The 19507-nt window shown below is 39.9% G+C and carries 9 protein-coding genes; all 9 read right to left on the bottom strand.

What is annotated here, in order from left to right; genetic code table 11:
* Window positions 1–21: 21 nt before the first annotated feature.
* Window positions 22–1179 (bottom strand): FecR family protein, encoded by a 1158-nt coding sequence (locus SNE25_RS11330; RefSeq protein ID WP_321565216.1) that lies wholly within the window; start codon window positions 1177–1179, stop codon window positions 22–24.
* Between the two features lie 80 nt (window positions 1180–1259).
* A complete protein-coding gene (locus tag SNE25_RS11325) occupies window positions 1260–1841 on the bottom strand; it encodes an RNA polymerase sigma factor (RefSeq protein ID WP_321565215.1) in 582 nt (193 codons plus the stop codon).
* Window positions 1842–2093: 252 nt separating this feature from the next.
* Window positions 2094–3764, bottom strand: a complete 1671-nt coding sequence (locus SNE25_RS11320) for a hypothetical protein (protein ID WP_321565214.1) — start codon at window positions 3762–3764, stop codon at window positions 2094–2096.
* Window positions 3761–5269 (bottom strand): glycosyl hydrolase family 28 protein, encoded by a 1509-nt coding sequence (locus SNE25_RS11315; RefSeq protein ID WP_321565213.1) that lies wholly within the window; start codon window positions 5267–5269, stop codon window positions 3761–3763. The genes SNE25_RS11320 and SNE25_RS11315 overlap by 4 nt, the downstream gene beginning before the upstream one ends.
* Window positions 5270–5487: 218 nt before the next feature.
* Window positions 5488–9603, bottom strand: coding sequence for a hybrid sensor histidine kinase/response regulator (locus tag SNE25_RS11310; protein ID WP_321565212.1), 4116 nt, complete (start codon window positions 9601–9603; stop codon window positions 5488–5490).
* A gap of 260 nt (window positions 9604–9863) precedes the next feature.
* Window positions 9864–11699, bottom strand: coding sequence for a RagB/SusD family nutrient uptake outer membrane protein (locus SNE25_RS11305; protein WP_321565211.1), 1836 nt, complete (start codon window positions 11697–11699; stop codon window positions 9864–9866).
* An 18-nt stretch (window positions 11700–11717) separates the two neighbouring features.
* The gene (locus SNE25_RS11300; protein ID WP_321565210.1) at window positions 11718–15035 is read right to left on the bottom strand and encodes a SusC/RagA family TonB-linked outer membrane protein; all 3318 of its coding nucleotides are present in this window, start codon (window positions 15033–15035) and stop codon (window positions 11718–11720) included.
* A gap of 280 nt (window positions 15036–15315) precedes the next feature.
* Entirely contained in the window at window positions 15316–16389 is a 1074-nt protein-coding gene (locus tag SNE25_RS11295) for a LacI family DNA-binding transcriptional regulator (RefSeq protein WP_321565209.1), read from the bottom strand.
* Window positions 16390–16578: 189 nt separating this feature from the next.
* Window positions 16579–19428, bottom strand: a complete 2850-nt coding sequence (locus SNE25_RS11290) for a heparinase II/III domain-containing protein (protein ID WP_321565208.1) — start codon at window positions 19426–19428, stop codon at window positions 16579–16581.
* Window positions 19429–19507: the final 79 nt, after the last annotated feature.

Raw genomic sequence — 19507 nt, 5'->3', positions numbered from 1 at the left:
GCGAATGAACTCTAATTGGTTTTATTTTGATACTATAATTTTTCTTCCTTCAATTTTAAAATGAACTTTTCCGGTTAACTGTAAGATTTTTAACACTTCTGATATATTATTAAACCGGGAAACCGAGCCCCCAAAAATATCATCAGGAGCTGTGCCATTATAGGTTATATCAACATCATACCATCTTGATACCGTGCGCATAATGTACTGTATATTATCACCTTCAAACACAAACTGTCCGTTAGTCCATGCTACTACTCCATCGGTTTCTACCTGGTTCACAGCAAAGGTCTGGGCATTGAAAACGCTCTGTTGACCGGGTTGTAAAAAATGCGCTTTATTTAGGGCGTTGGCAGTTACTTTAACCTTACCCTCTAAAAGTGTGGTTTTAATTGCCGGTTCATCTTTGTAGGCATTGATATTAAAATGTGTTCCTAATACCTCAACGGTTTGTCCGTTGCTGCTTACTTTAAATGGTTTTGCGGCGTTGTGCGCAACCTCAAAATAAGCCTCGCCTGTAAGCTCCACTTTACGTTCATTCCCACTAAATGAGGTTGGATAGGTTAACGAGGAAGCTGCATTAAGTAATACCCTGCTACCATCGGGCAGTACAACCCAATACTGGCCGCCGCGCGGGGTGGTCATGGTGTTCATGGCTACTTTATCGGCAGTCTCGCCCAAACCAGATGAGCCCTGACCATTGTTATAAACAATTTGGCCATCGGCTGTTTTATCAACAGCTACTAAACCTTGTTGTGCAATAGTTCCGTTTTTAGCTCCTGTTAAAATAATTTGACTGCCATTGGCAAGGGTTAAAATCGCTTTATTTCCGCCCGGCGATATATCATTTTTTAAGGGTTGATTTTTGACTAATTTATTAGTAACTACTGCTTTTTTTGATAAGAAATAGATACCAAAAGAAAGGAAGAAGAGAACTGCCGCGGCTGCAGCAATTGAATGCCATTTTTTTAAATAGCGTACCTTATGATCAGCAGGAATTTCCTGTAGTATCCTGTTCCAGATCAGCTGCTCTTCTTTTAAAGGATCATGTGGGGCATCTGGAACCGGCTGTTTAGCGGCTTCATTTAAATACCAACGATCCAAAAGTATCTTCTCCTCAGATGTGCATTTACCAAGTTGATATTTAGTCAGTAATTCCTGTGCTTGTTCCCGGGTCATGGTTTTATTAGCTGTTATTTAAGGTAAACGGCTACCGGGAGGGGAAGTAGTAGATAAAATTTTAAAAAAAATTAAGGATTTTATAAACCTGATAAAATCAAAACAATTGTTGAGAGATGGTGGAGCTTGGGCCGGATTATCTTAATTGCATTACTGATTTGTTTTTTGACAGTTTTGTCGGATAGGTTCAGCTCATCGGCAATTTCCTTATAAGTACAGTGCTGATGAATACGCATTTCAAATATCTGCCTCATTTTGGCTGGCAATTGCTCAATTTCCCTTTGCAGGGCTTGCATTAATTCTTTTTCCTCAATATCCGCTAATGTCTCATTATTATGCGCTTCCGCAAAGGCTGCTAATGAACCCAAATAGTCCGTCCGGACCCGCTTTTGCGCTATCAGGTCAAGCACCCTGTTTTTTGTGGAGATAAAAAGGTATCCGGCTAAATTAACATCAGGATTTATAGATTGACTTTTTAGCCATAACGAGGTGAATATTTCCTGCACTACATCGCGGGCATCATCTTCGCTTTTGAGCATTTTTAGTGCGTGCATATACATTACTGTCCAGTAACGCCGATAAATTTCGGCAAACGCTTCCTTATTGCCTTCTCTTAAAAGTGCAACTAATTCCTGATCAACAATTAGCCATTTAGGGGACATAATGGGTTTATAAAGCGAATGTAGCGATAATTTAATATAAAATTAAAATACAGATTCTTTCTGCTTCATAATAAAAGGCGCATAAGAATATGAAGATGCGGTTAATCTAAGGCAACCAAACATTAATTACAGCCGCAAAAGTGTTACTAAACACTTTCATCAAGAAGGGAATCAGGAAAAACTATATGCCGCTTATTATTTAATCGGCAATATGAGCGATAAATATAGCTACGGTAGTGAGACCGTAACTGGTTACGGTAGCATTTTTAGAATCCAGAACACACGTTCTACAGGCTCTGCTGTCTGTAGCTTCGGTTCATTACTGTTGCCGTATTGCCAGGCTACTACCGTTACTTTCACGGGAAACTTGCTGCGTGGCGGTATGGCTGTCAGGTTTACATGCTCATCTACTATTTTAGCAGGCCCATCCAGTACATAAAAGCTAACCGGAACGCTGGCATCTGAAATAGCGTTTAGTTTTATTCCCTTTTTATTGGTCTGCTGATTTGGTATAGCCGAAAAAGTAATATGTTGTTCTTTCCCTTGCGTATTCCTGGGTGGTATAGACATTAGGGCTTGCTGAACTGCTGGTTTATATTCATCGTCACCAGGATGAGTGGCCGAAAACCATAATTCATAACTATGAGGAGATTCGTAAAATCCTTTTTGTGGATGCACCCTGAATGTGGAATCATTAACCTTAATGAATGGCCCCGTGATGCGATCAACTGTTATAGGCAAATTGTATTTTGTATGGCTAATACATGAGCCAACCGGCATATGAGTCCATGCGGCGGGTCTTGGACTACCATCTGGAACCGTATCATAGAAAGCAGTATGCACTTTAAAAGTAATACCGTCGGCTTCTGGTTCAAACTTCAGGTTAAACTGCTGATGAACATTATGCTGCTCCAATAACTTTCCCTGTTGCACATAACCAATCAGTTGTGGCTTTTGATTACGATGTCGGGCCTGGTAAGCTATAGTTGCATTGGCCAGTTCCTTATCAAAATACCAAAAAGCTTGTGTACGATCTCCCTGATATTGATCAACGGATGCAGGCTTTTCAACAGGAATCTGATCAAAGCGCCATTTATCAATCAGCCAGCCCGTTTTTGTGGGGTCAATTGGTATTAATTTAAACGCCTGTCCTTCAGGAGCTCTTTTGGGCATTCGATATTGCGATGCTTTTTTTAAATAAAGTGCAATATAAGCCGCCTTGCTGTCAGTACTTGCAAAATGAAACTCCGCCGGACAAGCCAGCATGCTCAATGGCATCAAAGGATGGTCTTGCCTTTCCTTTAATCCTTCTGCCGACCAGCTGTCGGCAGCCTCATATTCACCCATAGTTTCCAGGCAAGGGATATAATCAACATTTTTATTTCCCCATATATCCGGAGCAAAAGAATCATGCCTGAAATAGGGCCATTGTCCGCTTACCGAGATCGCCGCCAAAGCCCTTTCAGGATTCCACGCTGCCATATAATAGGGGCTACTTGCCGCCGCAGAATGCCCCATACCGACAAACGGAATATAAGCAAGTTCAGAATAACCAGATACCGAAGCCAGTTCTTGCATGATATTATTAAAAGTTTCGCCCGCGCCCTGATCGAAATGAAATAAAGGATCATATGCGGGACTTACCCAAACTTCAGCAAAACCAAGTTTACCCATCTCCTTTCTGAAATTTTCATTCTCCAATATGGATTGTTCTTCCATATTATTTTGTGCAAAGAGAAATGCTTTTACCTTTTTGCAATCAGGCGGTATCCACAAAAATGCCCTTGCTTTCCCATCATTGTATTTAGCGCTTTTTATAGGTACCGACCATTGCCATACCGCATTTTGAGCAATAGCAACAGTATTGAATAATAAATAAATATGCGAGATGCTTAGGACGACATATAGGTGATACCTTTTCATTTTGAACCGGGGCTATCAACAGAATTCCCTGGAGTTTGAATAAACCTGAGGCCTTCAACATGTTCACCTACCCATATATTAGCCATATCGCCGGTTTTATAAAAACCAGGCTTACCGGGCATATTATCTGCGATTACCTTCCCATTAATCTTAAGGTTCTCAAAAAGTACATTTTTAATACTCCGCGTTTCGTCATACCCCGCAATGACTGAGAGCGAAGCTTTGTCACCACGGTAGGTTACATCTTTAAAATATATATTTTCAATTCCTCTGCCCGGGGAAGTATTGTACTTTTGATTATACATAACACGTATATTCACTAACTGGCCTTTCCGGATATCATCAACACGGATGTTGTTAAAAGTAATATCCCTCAATAAATTACTGTCACCCGCGTTTAAAGCCATACAGCCCTGATAGTCTATTTGGTTTTCATGCTGATCAAGTATATCAACATTTAGAAATTTAATTTTCTCTAACGTGTCCGGGTGGAGTGTATCCCCATGGGTACCTATAAGCACAGGGTGGGCTATATCTGCCCAAAGGGTTGAGTTTTGAACAGTAACATTTTTTGTATTTCCATAGTATTCCCAACGGTGCCCGTATATAGCCACACAATCATCTGAATTGCGCATATATACTTTGTCAATAAGAACATCGGAACTACAAAAGACGTCTATCCCGTCGGCGTTTCCTTCCGAACTAAATGATTTAATATTACTTACCGTTACGCCCGATGATTGCCCTATAAGTATGCTATACTTATGAGGTAATATTATAAGTCCATTTATATCTACATTCTTAGCATACTCGATGGTGATCTGGTCATTACGTTGGCGGGGGTCTTTTTTGGATACCTGTTCATCTGCTGAATTTATTAATGATAACTGCGTTAATATGCCACGGCCTATGACATGAACATTCTCTACCCTGCTGATCAGTAATTGCCCCTGAACAATTGCCCCGCCGTCAATATAAACTGTTTTATTAGAGGGGACTTTTAATATACCAATTTGATGAAATCCGGGGCCGTAATAAATAACATTCGGATCGACCTTTAACGGTTTTTCTGTCGCAATAGGATTGGTAAACAATTGGAGGTTATGAAAAATATCGTGATTTACTTCAATCGAAATATTACGAGGCTCATTTAAGGAAAAAACAATTGTATTTCCTACAATCCTCGGAATAATTCCATAAGTAGACGGTCTTATTTTAACGTGCTGAATCGGTGCGTTTTGAAAGGTAATAGTTACTTCAACTTTACCTGAAAAATCGAAATAACCAAAAGAAGTGTTTTGTCTTTTATTACTGACATCAACCACTTCTGTCACAGATGCATTATAAGCCGGTACAGATTGCTCTGGATGATCGGGCTCCTTTACCGCGATCTTAAAATCTTTATTCAAAACAACACCTTGCGGAGATTTGTACGTAATCAGTTCCGCGTTAGCGTACAGGCAAACATTAAAAATCATTAAAACAAACAGAAAGATTTTCTTCATTAGTTGATTATATAAAAGATAAATTTTGGCAATTCCGACAAAAGTTTATTTACCTCACACACTTTAGGGTTGGGCAAATAGTTCATAATAGTTACCCCCATACTTCCGGAATACTTCAAGTACTAAATTGCTTTGAAAAAAAGCCGGAAGAGGGTGGTTACGGGGTCAAACAAAGGGGTGTATATAGCATAAAACAATGCTATTTTGTGTATGGCGCACTAATGCTTATTTCTTGAATAGGAAATACTGGTGTTTAAATTGTCTTTGTTGATAAAAGTCTTTCTGTATTTACGTATAAAGTCAGACGGGTTCATTTCAAAAAGCCTATTAAACTGTTCCCTGAAGTATTTGATATCCTGAAATCCAATCTTGAATGCGATCTCCTTGATCTGTAAATCGGTTTGGATCATTAACTCAGCACCCTTTCTCAACCTGATATATCTGATAAACTCTGTACTGGACAAGCCTGAAATCGATTTGATCTTCCTGAATAATTTAGACCTGCTCATACCAATTTCATCGGTAAAGGCTTTTAAAGAAAAGCTTTCATCTTCCAAATGGCTTTCAATAATCCGGATGCATTTAGCAAGAAACTCGCTATATTCAACTGGAATTTTTAAGCTGTTATTTTTAAGTGTAATCTCATTAAAGAAATAATTTTTTAGCGTACTCCGGCCCTTCAACATACTTTTTATGCGGGCAATCAGTAAGTCGCTTTCAAAAGGTTTAGTAATATAATCATCTGCCCCGCATTCTATACCTTTAAGTTTGATTTCAGGCGACGAACTCCCCGTTAATAATATAATAGGAATATGGCTAAATGAAGGTGATTCTTTCATTTTTGAGCAAAACTCAACGCCATTTACACCATTCATGATCACATCACAAACTATAATATCCGGTTCACATTCCAAAACGGTTTTAAACCCGGCTTCTGTATTCCCAGCCTCATGAATAATAAATTCATCCTGTAATAAGTGTTTGATATAACGCCTTACTTCTATATCATCATCAATCAGCAAAATGATAGACTTTTTATTGACCACATCATTCATAATTTCATCAATGTGTGTGGCAGATGTCATCAGGTAGCTGTCACTCGTTTCATGAGGCTCTGTAATGAGTTCCAGTAACAGCGGATAGGTAACTGTACTTTGGTTTTCCGGCTCCCCATCAATATCAGTTAATATTTGATCATCTATTTTAGGTAAAGATATTTTGAATGTTGTCCCTTTTCCCAGTACACTGGTATAGGATAATTTACCATGATGCAGTTCTAAATATGTTTTTGCCAGGAAAAGACCGACCCCAAAACCGCTTTCCTTTACTTTGTCCGCTTCCTGATTCAGCCGGTAAAATTTTTCAAATAACTTTTCACCTGTTTTCTCAGGAATTCCGTAACCGGTATCTTTTACCAATATTTCAATAAATTCATCGCCATTATTAACCTCGATGCTCACTGAGCCATATTCTGGTGTATACTTTATAGCATTCGATAAAAGATTAAACAGCACGATCTCGAGCTTCTCCCTATCTGCATTAATCTTAATATTACAGTCATTGCAAAGAAATTGGTAATCAATTTTCTTAGCTTTTACCTGATTATTAAAACAAAGAAAAACTTCATAACAGACGTCTTTCAGGTTTAGTAACACCGGATTCAGGTCAGCTACTTCGTTTTCAGAGCTTCTGAATAATAACAACTGGTCAACTAAACTCAACAAACGGCGTGAATTGCGGTATACCGCGCTGATATCTATTAAATCAATATTAGTTCCGTTGTTATGCAATAAATCTTTGATCGGATTAACTATGAGCGTAAGCGGGGTTCTCAGTTCATGAGATATATTGGTAAAAAAGGCAATTTTCTTTTCATTCAATTCCTTAACAAATTTCACTTCATATTGCAATTGAGTTTGCTTTTTTTGATAAAAAAGATATCCATAAATTGCCCCTATGATACCTATTAGGTACAAACCATAAGCCCACCAGGACCGATACCAGGGGGGTAGCACATGTATATTCAACGAAATTTGTTCCGACATCCAGCTACCTTCGGCATTAGTACACTTCACTCTAAAAGTGTAGTTTCCTTCGTTCAAATGGGTATAATTGGCAGAGCGTACATGTTCGGAATAGGTCCAGCCGCGGTCCCACCCTTCCATATAATAGGCATATTTAATTTTATCGGGCGCAGTATACTCTAATGCTGTGAAATCAAAAGCGAAGACAGCTTTATCATAAGGCACTTCTATTTTTTTAACGGCATCAGCAGAAATGTTCCGTACCCAGTCTGCATTTTTCTCTAACTCAATATTATTGACAGCTATTGCTGACAACACCAGCTTTGGCGTACTGCTAATATCAGTAACTTTTTCAGGGTAGAATACATTGACGCCATCTATGCCGCCAAACACCAGTTCGCCGGTATGTAAAACAGCTTTTGAATTGTAATGAAACTGATTACTTTGCAGTCCGTCGTTTTTATAATAATTTTTAAAGGTTTTGGTACGCGGATTAAACTTAGACAAGCCATTAAATGTGCTTAACCAAAGCTCTCCCTCCTTATCTTCCAGTATATTCAACACAGAATTATTACATAACCCATCTTCGGTGGTATAGCGCGCAATTATTGCAGACTTTGCACGATCAAACAGTACCAATCCTCCTCCTTCTGTCCCGATCCAGAAATTATGCCTGCGGTCTTCATAAATGTTGCGTAAATAATATCCGAGCTCAAAAAATTGATGTTTTTTGGTATTCCTGTCTATTTGAACCAATTTGGTAAGCGTTCCTGCCCAAAGCCTTCCTTCATTATCGGGCGTAAGGCTCCACAGATCGGAAAGATTAGTATCAAATGCGATAAAACGGTTTTCTTTTTCATCAAAAGTGTAAAGGGCGCCGTTAATACCATCCCCCTTTAATGTCCCAACCCAAATATGTTTGTCCTGATCCTCACACATCGTAGAAACAACCCGGTTCTCGGTATTGGATAACGGATTTATGCATTTATAACGCTTAAAAGTACGTGATGATCTGTTATATCTGTTTATCCCGTTAAAAAAGGTACCAACCCAGATGTTTTTCTTCTCGTCCCGAATGATATTGGTTACAAAATTGTCACTAAGCGACCGTATGTTTTCCGTTTCATTTTTAAGCTGACTGAAAACATTTGTTTTACGGTTCCATATCGCGATACCCGCCCCCTCAGTGCCTATCCACAAATCGTCATTAATATCCTCATAAAGTGCATATATTGCTTTTTTAGGTAGGGAGTTTTGATCTGCAGCGTCATGACTAAGGGTTTTAAACCGTCCTTTCTGTGGGTCGATGACATTAACACCTCCATTAAGAGTACCGATCCAAAACCTGTTATCTTTATCCTGATATATGGTATAGGCAGCATCATTTGAAAGCGGACTAATTCCATTATCCGTTCTTAAATAATTAACGCGCTGTGTTAACGTATTATAAATGTTTACTCCTCCGCCGTTAATGGTCATCCATAACTGTCCTTTATTATCCAATACCATGTCTGATACTTTACTAAAGGTCAGTTTTCCTTTACCCTGATCAAGCACTTTAGTCATTAGCCCCGATTTATCCTGATAAAAAAACAAGCCTTCACCTGTTCCGATCCAGACATTACCTTCAAGGTCCGGTTCAATACAGTAAGCATTCCGGACTGATGAACTGACTATAACTAATTTGTGCCTGTCATTGCTAAGCCTGCAAAGTCCAACTTGCGGTATAAATACCCACATCCTTCCCTTATTATCCGGTTTAATAGCCTGAACATCATAATCCCATAGCTGTTCCTTACCTTTATTAATAGGGATCTCCACAGCCGGTTGTGCCGATTTGTCTTTAAAAAGCAGACCGATACCCAATGTCCCCAACAACATGTTGCCTTTTTGATCAGGTTTAATAACCCTAACCCCAACATTTATTTGTTTGCTTTGGCCACCCGCTCTGGGTATATAACTAACCGTTGAAAATTTACCTGAAAGGTTATTGTATATGCATACCCCTCCATGGGTGCCTATCCACATATTGGATTGCTCATCTTCGGTTATTGAAAATATATAATTATTGATCAGTGAGCCGGTGTCTTTAAATTTATTCCTGAAAATCTTAAAACTGTACCCATCATATCTGTTGAGGCCATCATAAGTCCCGAACCATAAAAACCCTTTGTGATCCTGGTAAATACACCTAACAGAATTATTGGATAAACCCTGGTCAATACCAATGTAAGACAATGGCTGACACCTTGCTATCTTCGCATTATATAAAATAAAAAAAAACAGTATTAACAGTTTGTTATACTTCATTTTGCAAAAATGATTGTTCTTAGTACACTTAATTGGTTACGCAAATAAACCTGAATAATTTTAACATTTCAATTAAGCTACCAGGAATGATTATTGATTACGGGTTTGGCTTAAAGATAAATAAATTGAGTAACAACATCAATAACCTCCGTTGATAAAAGATAACTATAAACCATCAGACATGGTTATTGTATTATTATGAATTCACTTTAAAAGCTATAATAACTACCTAAAGGCAGCTATTATAGCTTTGCTTGCTGTTACCAGCCGGGGTTTTGTACCAATTTGGGGTTTAATGATATTTGTTGCGCTGGTATAGGATAAAGATAATTTTTCTCACTAAACTGCCTTGCCGTCTGATCGGTGATCAGGCAACCATTAGCATCTTTGGGATTGGTAGGTGCAGGGTTTATAGGATCTGGTCCGAGTTGGGCTTGCGTACCGGTATATTTAATCCCCAGAGGCCATGGGCTAACAAATTCGGCCAGATTTCCGTAAGCTGTACCGCCTATATTGCTCACCAGATCAATAGCAGCGCTATGCCAGCGTTTGATATCATCAAACCTGAAATCTTCGTCAAACAGCTCAATCGCACGTTCCCGCCTGATCTCCGTTCTCATGTCAAGGCCATTCATACCTGCAAAACTATTGCTTAATGGAGGCATGCTATTATTAACACGCAAACGAACCAGGTTCAATGATTTATTTAAATCGGCATCACTAATGGTCCCATTACGTTCATAAACTGCTTCTGCATAATTCAGCAATACCTCGGCATACCTGATCACTGGATAATCTTCCGACTCAAACTTATCAGCTACCGGGCGCTCTGAAATCCATTTTTGGCCTCCATAACCAGCAGGTCTTACCACCTGCTCAGCAGTTGCCCGGTCAGCAGCATCATTGGTCCAGTTAACCCTGCCATTTAGCAAACCAAACCAGTAGTATTGATAAGGCACTTTAATTGTATAGCGCATCCGGCTATCCCGGTTCTGGTACTCCGAAGTGTACGTTTGATATCCCTTAAACAGTGGCGACTTCTCTATAGGCAAGCCATCAGTACATAAGAACATGTTGGCAAACTTTCTGTTTACTCCGGTGCCGTTACGTGCAGAACGGCTAATGTTTACCCCTGCTACCTTTATAACATCATCATACCTTACCGCCAATACATATTCATGATTCGCAGCTTTTGTAACACCGGCAGGGTTAGATTTTGGATTCTCTAAAATAAACAAGTACTTCTGGGCCGAATCACCTAAGATGGTACTGTTCCCTCCTAAAGCGTTAGATGCCGGGGTTCCAAACAGTGCATACTGGTTACTGGCAATAACAGCATTGGCTGTGGTGACCGCTTTATCAAGTAGCCCATTATATCTTGTGGCATCTCCGCCCCTGAATTTTTGCCAGGTACCTTCATAAAGGCATACCCTTGACAAAAAGGCTTGTGCCGCCATTTGTGTAACCCTGCCATAATCGGCAGAATTTGCAGCTATAGATGCTGGCAAATTGGGTATAGCAGCCTGAAGATCGGCTATAATTAAATCAGCTACAGCGTCTCTGGTTGCCCTTGCTCCATATAATTCAGGCGATGTGGGGTCAAGTAGCGTTGTTACAATAGGCACCCCTCCATATTGTTGTAACAGATCAAAATAAACATAGGCCCTGAAAAATTTTGCCTCAGCTACAAACTGTGCAATACCAGCCTGATCTGCATAGGCTGTGGCTTTTGTGAGCAGATAATTGGTTGCCCTGATCCTGGCGTAATCTGTTGTCCAGTTACCGGCATTACCCTGACCTGCTTCGGTAGCCGGCACGCTATTCGTACCTGCACCAAAACTCCCGCCGCCACCAGTTAAGTCAGAACGGCCATCGGAATGCGGGGCATCAGTAACGCCCAGCAATGTTGTAAAGTTTTTGAGGTAGCCATAATACTGATTGGCGAAGGTTTTAAAATCAGTAGGTGTTTTAAAAAATGCCGGATCATTAAGCTGGTCAAGAGGCTTTAAATTCAGGGACTTATTACAGCCATATTGGCATACGGTAAAGAGTATCGCTATCAATACCAATATATTTTTTTTGCTATTCTTTTTCATTTTCGTTGATAATTAAATTTAGAAAGTAACATTAGCTCCAAGCGTTACATACCGGTAAAAAGGGAATCTCTCATTACCACTAACTGTTCTTGTTACTTCGGGGTCCCAACCGTCATGAATTTTCGTTAGCTCCCATAAGTCACTTCCTGAAAAGTAAATCCGAAGTCCCCTGATAGCCCCGCTCTTTTCAAGCCATTGTTTGGGGAGCGTATACCCAACTACCAGGTTCTTTAAACGTATGTAGGCGCCATTCTCAACCGACCAGGAAGATATCTGGAAATTGTAAGTATTGATACCATTATTCTGCGCCGAATGTAAATTGGGATAATAAGCATCCGGAGTAGCGGGTGACCATGTATTACCTACGTATTCATCACTTTGTCCCTGGTAAATGGACTTATAAGGAATCCGCATATTACCTGACCGGAAGATCGTTCTTTTGGCAACTCCCTGAAAAATGGTGTAAAAGTCAAATCCTTTCCACTGCAATCCCAAATTCAAACCAAAACTATATCTCGGATCGTTGCTGCCCAGATACACCAGGTCGCCAGGATCAGTAGTACTTGTACCTATGCTTAATTTACCATCGCCGTTTACATCTTTGAAAGTGTTATCACCTGGCCGAAGACCAGAAACCTGACCAGCGGGATTGGCTAAAGGACTTGGAACAGGCAAATTTATATTGTTGGTACTGCCTGATGGCGCATATTTTGCATTGTAGGCGTCAACCTGTGCCTGGGTTTGCAGGCGGCCATCGTATTTTAATCCAAAATAAGAGTTCAGCGGGTATCCTTCTACAGTTGGATTAAAGCCGGCACTCAGTACATTGGCTCCGCCATAGTGAACCAGTTTGTTCTGGTTATCTGTTATTGTTCCGGTAATACTATAGGAAACACTTCCAATTTTTGATTTCCAGGTAAGGCTACCTTCATAGCCCCATGATTTCAAGTCACCGATATTAGAGGCAGGCGCACCGGCTCCCAAAGCACCAGGATAGGTTTGTCCCAGCAGCATATTAATATTTTCATTTCGATATATATCAAAACTCCCCATTAATTGATTATGCAGGAAACCAAAATCCAGGCCTATATTTTTCTTTTTTACAGTTTCCCAGGTTCTGTTTAAGGATACCAGGTTTCCTGATGTGGTTACCGTAGTTGCTGGCCCTGATCCAAGCAAAGCTCCGGTTGAATTAACCGCTAACGATTGGATATAGTCATATAATCCTATCCCTCCCTGGTTACCAGTTGTTCCATAAGAAACCCGCAATTTTAGTTCATCAACAACCTTCTGGTTTTTCATAAAACCTTCGTCAATGATTCGCCAGCCACCTTGTACGCTACCAAAAAATTTCCATCTGTTGTCTGCTATAAATTTAGAAGACCCATCGTACCGTCCTATGGCCTCTAATAAATATTTGCCTTTATAGGCGTAAGTTGCCCTGCCAAAATATGATCCCAATGCATAATGGTTCTGAGTTTCCCCATTGGTTACATAACCAGCCGTTCCATTACTTAAACCAAGTCCCAACGAAGGAATAGCATCGTTGCTCAGGTTATAAGTCCTGGTTACAAAAGAGTTAAATTCATCCCTTTCATAAGAGCTTCCGATCATTAAACCTACATCATGTATTTTGTTAAAGGTATTATTGTACGCAACCCTGCCAATCAGGTTATAAAAAGGCTCGGTTGTATTCATCCTTTGATACCAGGTATTATTAACATTATCATTTCCGCCAGAGGACGGTAAGGTTTGCACCAGGATATTACCGGCATAATTATAATACTGAACCTGTTTTTGTTGTATCCTGCTATCCTGAAACCAGGTGTTATAACCGGCTACACCGGTAAAGGTTAAGTGTTTGGCAAAATTATAGGTGAGTGTACTGTTAAGCAACGCCCTGGTATTAACCTCTAAATTAGCCCCTCCATCCCTGGCTGCCCCCGCTGCACTAAAAACAGTTCCCCAGGCATAAGGCTGGCCTTGTGAAGTAAAGGCCGGCATACCGGGTTGCGCGTATTCACTAAGCGCACTATAACCATTATAACTATACAGGGATGGTTGTTGTATGCTGTTTCTTTCCAGTGATATATTAGTTTCCAGCTTAACCTTATCACTAAAGGTATAATCATTATTAAACCTCAAATTATATCGCTGGTTCCCGTTTGTTCCCCACCGCAGCTGACTTCCATCATTTAAATAACCCAATGATACCCGATAGCCCTCCTTTTCGGTCCTGCCAGAAAAACTTAGGTTATGTTGGGTCGAAGTTGCATTCTGCCATAAAATCTTTTGCTGGTTGGTATCAAAAAAGGTAAAATCCTTAACATCTCCAAAAGAAGGTAGTGGCACGCCATTGTATAATACGCCGTTGGCGGAACCGGCATAACCAGGTAGCTTGGTAATATCAATATAACCCGAAGCAGGTGGATTAGCAGCCAGAGCTGCTAATTGGTACCATAGGTAACTGGTGGGCGCCACACCATAATTATCATTCGTTAATGCCTGCATTAGCCCTTCGCCCCATTGTTTATCATTGATAAGCGTAGGCTGTAAACCAAGTATCTTTTTGGAAACAGAGCCATCATATTGGACTACCATTTTACCAGCCTTTGCTTTTTTAGTGGTAATAAGAACCACCCCAAAAGCCGCTCTGGCTCCATATATGGATGCAGAAGCATCTTTCAAAACTGAGATATTGTCAATATCATTTGGATTGATGGAATTTAATTCGGCATTACTGGACAAAGCTACCCCGTCTAATATGATCAAGGGATCCTGCCCGTTAGTAGATGTTGCTCCCCTGATTTGAAAATTCCAGTTTTCTCTTCCCGGCTGTGCTGAAGTACGGGTTACAACCACTCCCGGTACCTGCCCCTGTAAAGCCGACAGCGGATTGTTAATTGGCCCCCTGTCTTCAAAAACTTTAGATGACACAGTAGCTACCGCCCCCGTGAGTGTAGCCTTTCTCTGTGTGCCATAACCAACTACAACTACCTCACTTAAATCACTGTTATTGGCCATTAAGCTAATAGTCATAGGCTTGTCCAGATCAACTGTTACCTCCTTACTCAGATAACCAATATAACTGATCTGCAAAACTGCTCCGGGTGTAGCGTTAAGCTTAAAAGTACCTGTTACATCGGTCACCGTCCCCGCTTGGGTTCCTTTGATTTTTATACTTGCCCCGATAATAGTTTCATGGGTTTTGGCATCGATCAACTTCCCTGTTACCGTCTTGTCCTGCGCCATAGAGTTAAGGCAGAACAGCAAGGAAAGAAAAAGGGTAATCGTCGAAGCTTTGTACCTTGATAGCAAAGTAAAATTTTCCATCATAAATTAGTTTAAATTAAAAATTGGTTACTAAATTGATTTATTACCAGTACAAGAGGTACTGATATCTATAGTTGTTTATAATTCGGCAGCTAATGTATAGTGTAGAAAAAAAATAAAAAGGGGTGTACGGGGTCAAACAGCGGGGGTAAATCAATAAAAACATCCTCTTTTTCACCGAATGATCGAATAATAGATATTTGACCTTGTTTCTTCGAAAAAATCAGCTTGAAGGAGCTTTTATAAGAAAAACAGCAGGTGTTTTTTTTCGATATTTCTTCACTCAGAACTTATTTTTGACCAGCCTTTTTATCCAGGAGTTGTTACTTATTTTTGTTTGAGATAAAGAAGAGTCCCTGATCATAAGTGATGTGGGAATAACCACCGTTTTAATTGTTTTTTTAACCTTGGGTCCGGAAATACTTTTTAACATCAAATGAATTACCTGTTCTGCAATCTCCTTTATCGGTTGAGCTATAACAGTAATAGATGGGGTAAATAATTTAAAAAGATAATGGTCATCAAACACTACAATTCCTATATCTTCAGGGATGCGGCGTTTTAAAAGTCTTAACGTTTCCAACCCACTTTCAGCAAGGTAATTGGTAGCAAAAAACAATGCGTCGGTTTCCTGATTGCCAATTAAGAAATCCTGAATTTCCTTGATACAATTTTCTCTTTTATCATGATAAGCTATTTTTTTCAACAAATAAGGTTTTTCCACTTCATCCAATGCTTGCATATAACCCAATTTTCTGTCAAGCATTTGGGTTTGATCAGATAACAAAGTGATCATCGCTATATTTTTATAGCCATTATGAATTAAATGTTTAACCGCTTTATAACTGCTTTCCAAATTGTCAACCACCACACTGCTGATCTCCAATCCAGGCAATGTTCTATCAAATAACAGTACAAAAAAACCATCATCTGTCAACTCCTTTAATTCCGATTCAATACCCGGCGGAGGCGCAATGATATAACCATCAACATGGCGGATACGATACATCTCGATCAGATCTTTAGCTTTTTGCGTATCATTTTCGGTGCTGCTGTAAAGTATCTTGTAGCCTTTTTTATAAGCTATTTCTTCCATCATGCGAGCAATGGCAGAAAAAAAGGGATCTGATATGTCTTCCACCAGCATCCCGATCATTTTTGTTTTACCGGTACGTAAGCCCTGTGCAAAATGATTGGGACGATAGCCAATCTCATCAATGTAGGCTAATACTTTTTTCTCTAAGCTTATACTTATATTTTTTTCGCGCGCTTTGCCGTTGATAACAAATGATACGGAGGTTTTAGAAATATTCAGTTCTTTGGCAATGTCATTAATGGTGATTTTCCTTTTCTTCATTACGCCTGGATTTAGATAAGCGACCGGATAATATCATTTGGACTAAATTAAACTTCAACCCACGGAAAAAAGGGGGTGTGCGGGGTCAAATAAGGGGGATGGGGGACGCGAGTTCACCTTGCGGTTTAGCTTGAACATACAAATATCTGATACTGTAAGAAAAGTCAATACTCATCAACAATTTGCAGCCTATTTACTTGTAATGGTAATTGATGTTATTGGAGATTCTGGCATATTAAATTCAATTTCGGGGTTTCCGTCTACTGTTTTTCTGTTTCCATCGATAACCTTTGTTATACCATCAATCTTTATTTTAAGGGATACCGAGTGATTTGATGGATAAACATCCGGGACCTGGAGTTTTATTTTTTGATTGGAAGTGAAAAATAATTGTCCCGACTGGATTGAGAATGCCGCCGAACAGGATGAATTATCACCTTCTAAACCATACCCCCTTTTCTGTAGTTTATACCCGTTCCCTAAAAATAAATAGTCAAGTCTTCCATTATTTTCCCGGATTATTGCATATAAGCCCTTAAATTTCAGGTCACGATATGTTGTTGTTTTATCTGTTTCATCACTTATGATGTAATCATTGAACCCATTTTTACTTTGTACCTGTATCCCTACAAATGTGCTATCACTACCCGCTGGTTGAAAAGAAGTGATATTATTTACTGAACTGCCGCTTATATCATTAGCTGGTTCATAAACGGCTGCGAACGGCCGGTTCCAGGCCTCGCCATCCTGACGTACAACGATAGTTGGCAGGGGCATATTAGCTATACTGTCCGGTATCATTTCATTACTGCGCCAGGAACGCGATGGCGGCGCTTTTACGCTGAATATTTCCCGTCCAGGATAACCTTTCATCCACATATTCATAATAATTTCAGGTTTCCCGGGAATTTGAAGATCAAACCTGGCCTTAAAATCATTATCTGATCTGACAGACATTTTATCCCACCAATAATCATAACCCATCAATTCCTGATTGGCAAAGGTGAGCTTGTCTGTAGGTTTTAACTTTAAAAGTTTATTTGAAGCATCGGTAAGCATTACCTGCTGGCCCAGGTTATGATAAATATAATCGTGGTACTTATCTCCGCCGCTCTTCTTTTTGGAACGGAAAATATCTACATAATAACCGGAAGTATCACTGGTACGAATGATGCTCATCAACCGGTTCTGGTCGGCATTGGTTTCTGGTTCCAGGAAATAAACATCAGAAAAGGTAACACCCGGAAAGTACCCATCTAAACGACCCGATTGGGGATAACAGGCTTTTAATTGCAGCGAATGGTTACTCTTCATGGTTGGATATGATGAAATGCCATCAACCACAACAGTATTATGTGCCGGAAACTGAGAGTAATACTCAGCATAATCGGTTTGAAAATAACTCCCACCTATTCCACCCTCAGGTGCCAGTATAACACCTTTACCATAAAGTTCCATAGCTATACCATTGGCATGTGCGTGATTGCCGGATGAACCCGCCTGGGAAACCATTAATCCATTTTTTACATCTACCCCATTACGCTGTACAAACCAGCTTACATTGGGCGACCAGAACGTAGCCGTTAAATAATCATTCACTTTACCTGGCTTTACATTTTCCGAAAGTTTTAAAGGAGGGTTACCAAATAATGAATTAAAACCTGCAGATTTCACCTCACCCCGGCCCTTTTCATACCCAATGCCCAGTATCGTTTTCAGCATCTGGGTGTATGTTTCTTCCTGTACTGTTTTGTGATATAGCCGCGCGTTACGAATCATATCCTCCATGCCACGGGTAGGCAGACGCCCATAATGCGTATCGCCAAAACCAACGCTATAACCATTGGGGTACAGGTATTGAGCCTGTGCTAAAACCGCCTTAGGCAAAATCGGCATTTGTGGCAGCAAATCTATTTTCAGGGTTCTATCGAATAAATTAACAAAACCGGTAAAATCTCCCAAAACATTCACCGAATAACCAGGGCATTCAGACCATATGGCTGTATTAGGATCATAACCTTTTCGCAGCAGATCTGTTAATGCCCATTGGCGGGTATGAGTTTTATTCAATATCTGGTCAAGATAGTATTGGCAACCGTGGCCATCTTTATATAATTTATTGTCATCCAGCACCAGGGCGATATTTGATACAAAGCGTGCCTCTATTAAATCCCAATTGTTAAACGGGACGCCATTTCTGATAATAATATCTGCCCATTTTTTAAAAGCATCGGCATAAATACTTTTCCGGATGTTATGGTATTTGTCAATATACGCATACAGAAAGTCATAACAGGCTGTAAGCGGTTCCAGCACATCCTCATGTATAACTTCAAATGCAGACAAGCCAACCAGTGTTTGATCGTGCCCGTGATTCAGGTCTACCGGTTCATTCCGGTAATACATACCTGTTAAATAAGTATTGAAAATATCATAAGCGAATTTGCCATACTTTTCATCGCCGGTATACCAATAGATCATTGCGGCATCCCTCGCTTTATTAAGTATACCGATATTGATAGATTCGATGATACGACCAGTTTTTGACTGCTCCACCCATTCCCATGGTTTGCCAGGCGCTGTTTTGTTTTGAAGGTATATCTTACCCTCCTCATCCATATAGGGTTTAACGTCCTCCAGCTTTGGCGTAAGATAGGCTGTTGCAACATCCCTTGTACCGGTAAAACGAACTGTTGGAACCGGGGCTTTTCCCGTTGCATAAGCATAGACTCCATTTTTGATATATATATCGGTAGAGTGCTCCTTCCAGTACATCTGTAATCTGGACACGATCCATGCACTATCGGTTTGATGACGGATAACATAGGTGGTTGTATTTTTCTCAATCGCATCATAAGTACTTTTGGCCCAGCTTTCTTTATTAATCAATGCTTTTAAATCCTGTTTGCCGGTCTTAGCATTGGTCAATAAACGGGGATGCATCTGATCAATATGATCAGGAATTTTAATATCCTGTGCATTTGAGGCGATAATTGAAAAGCTTAATGTGCCTATCAGCAATAATGTTTTTATGTTCATCAATATTATATTTCATTAATCAATACACCACCCCGGTGTTGTAATTTGTGTTGCTTTGTCATTTTTAAAACAGTTTACA

Origin of the sequence: Mucilaginibacter sabulilitoris, from assembly GCF_034262375.1 — a bacterium.
Classification (GTDB): Bacteria; Bacteroidota; Bacteroidia; order Sphingobacteriales; family Sphingobacteriaceae; genus Mucilaginibacter; species Mucilaginibacter sabulilitoris.
This window is presented reverse-complemented; position numbering and strand designations above follow the sequence as displayed.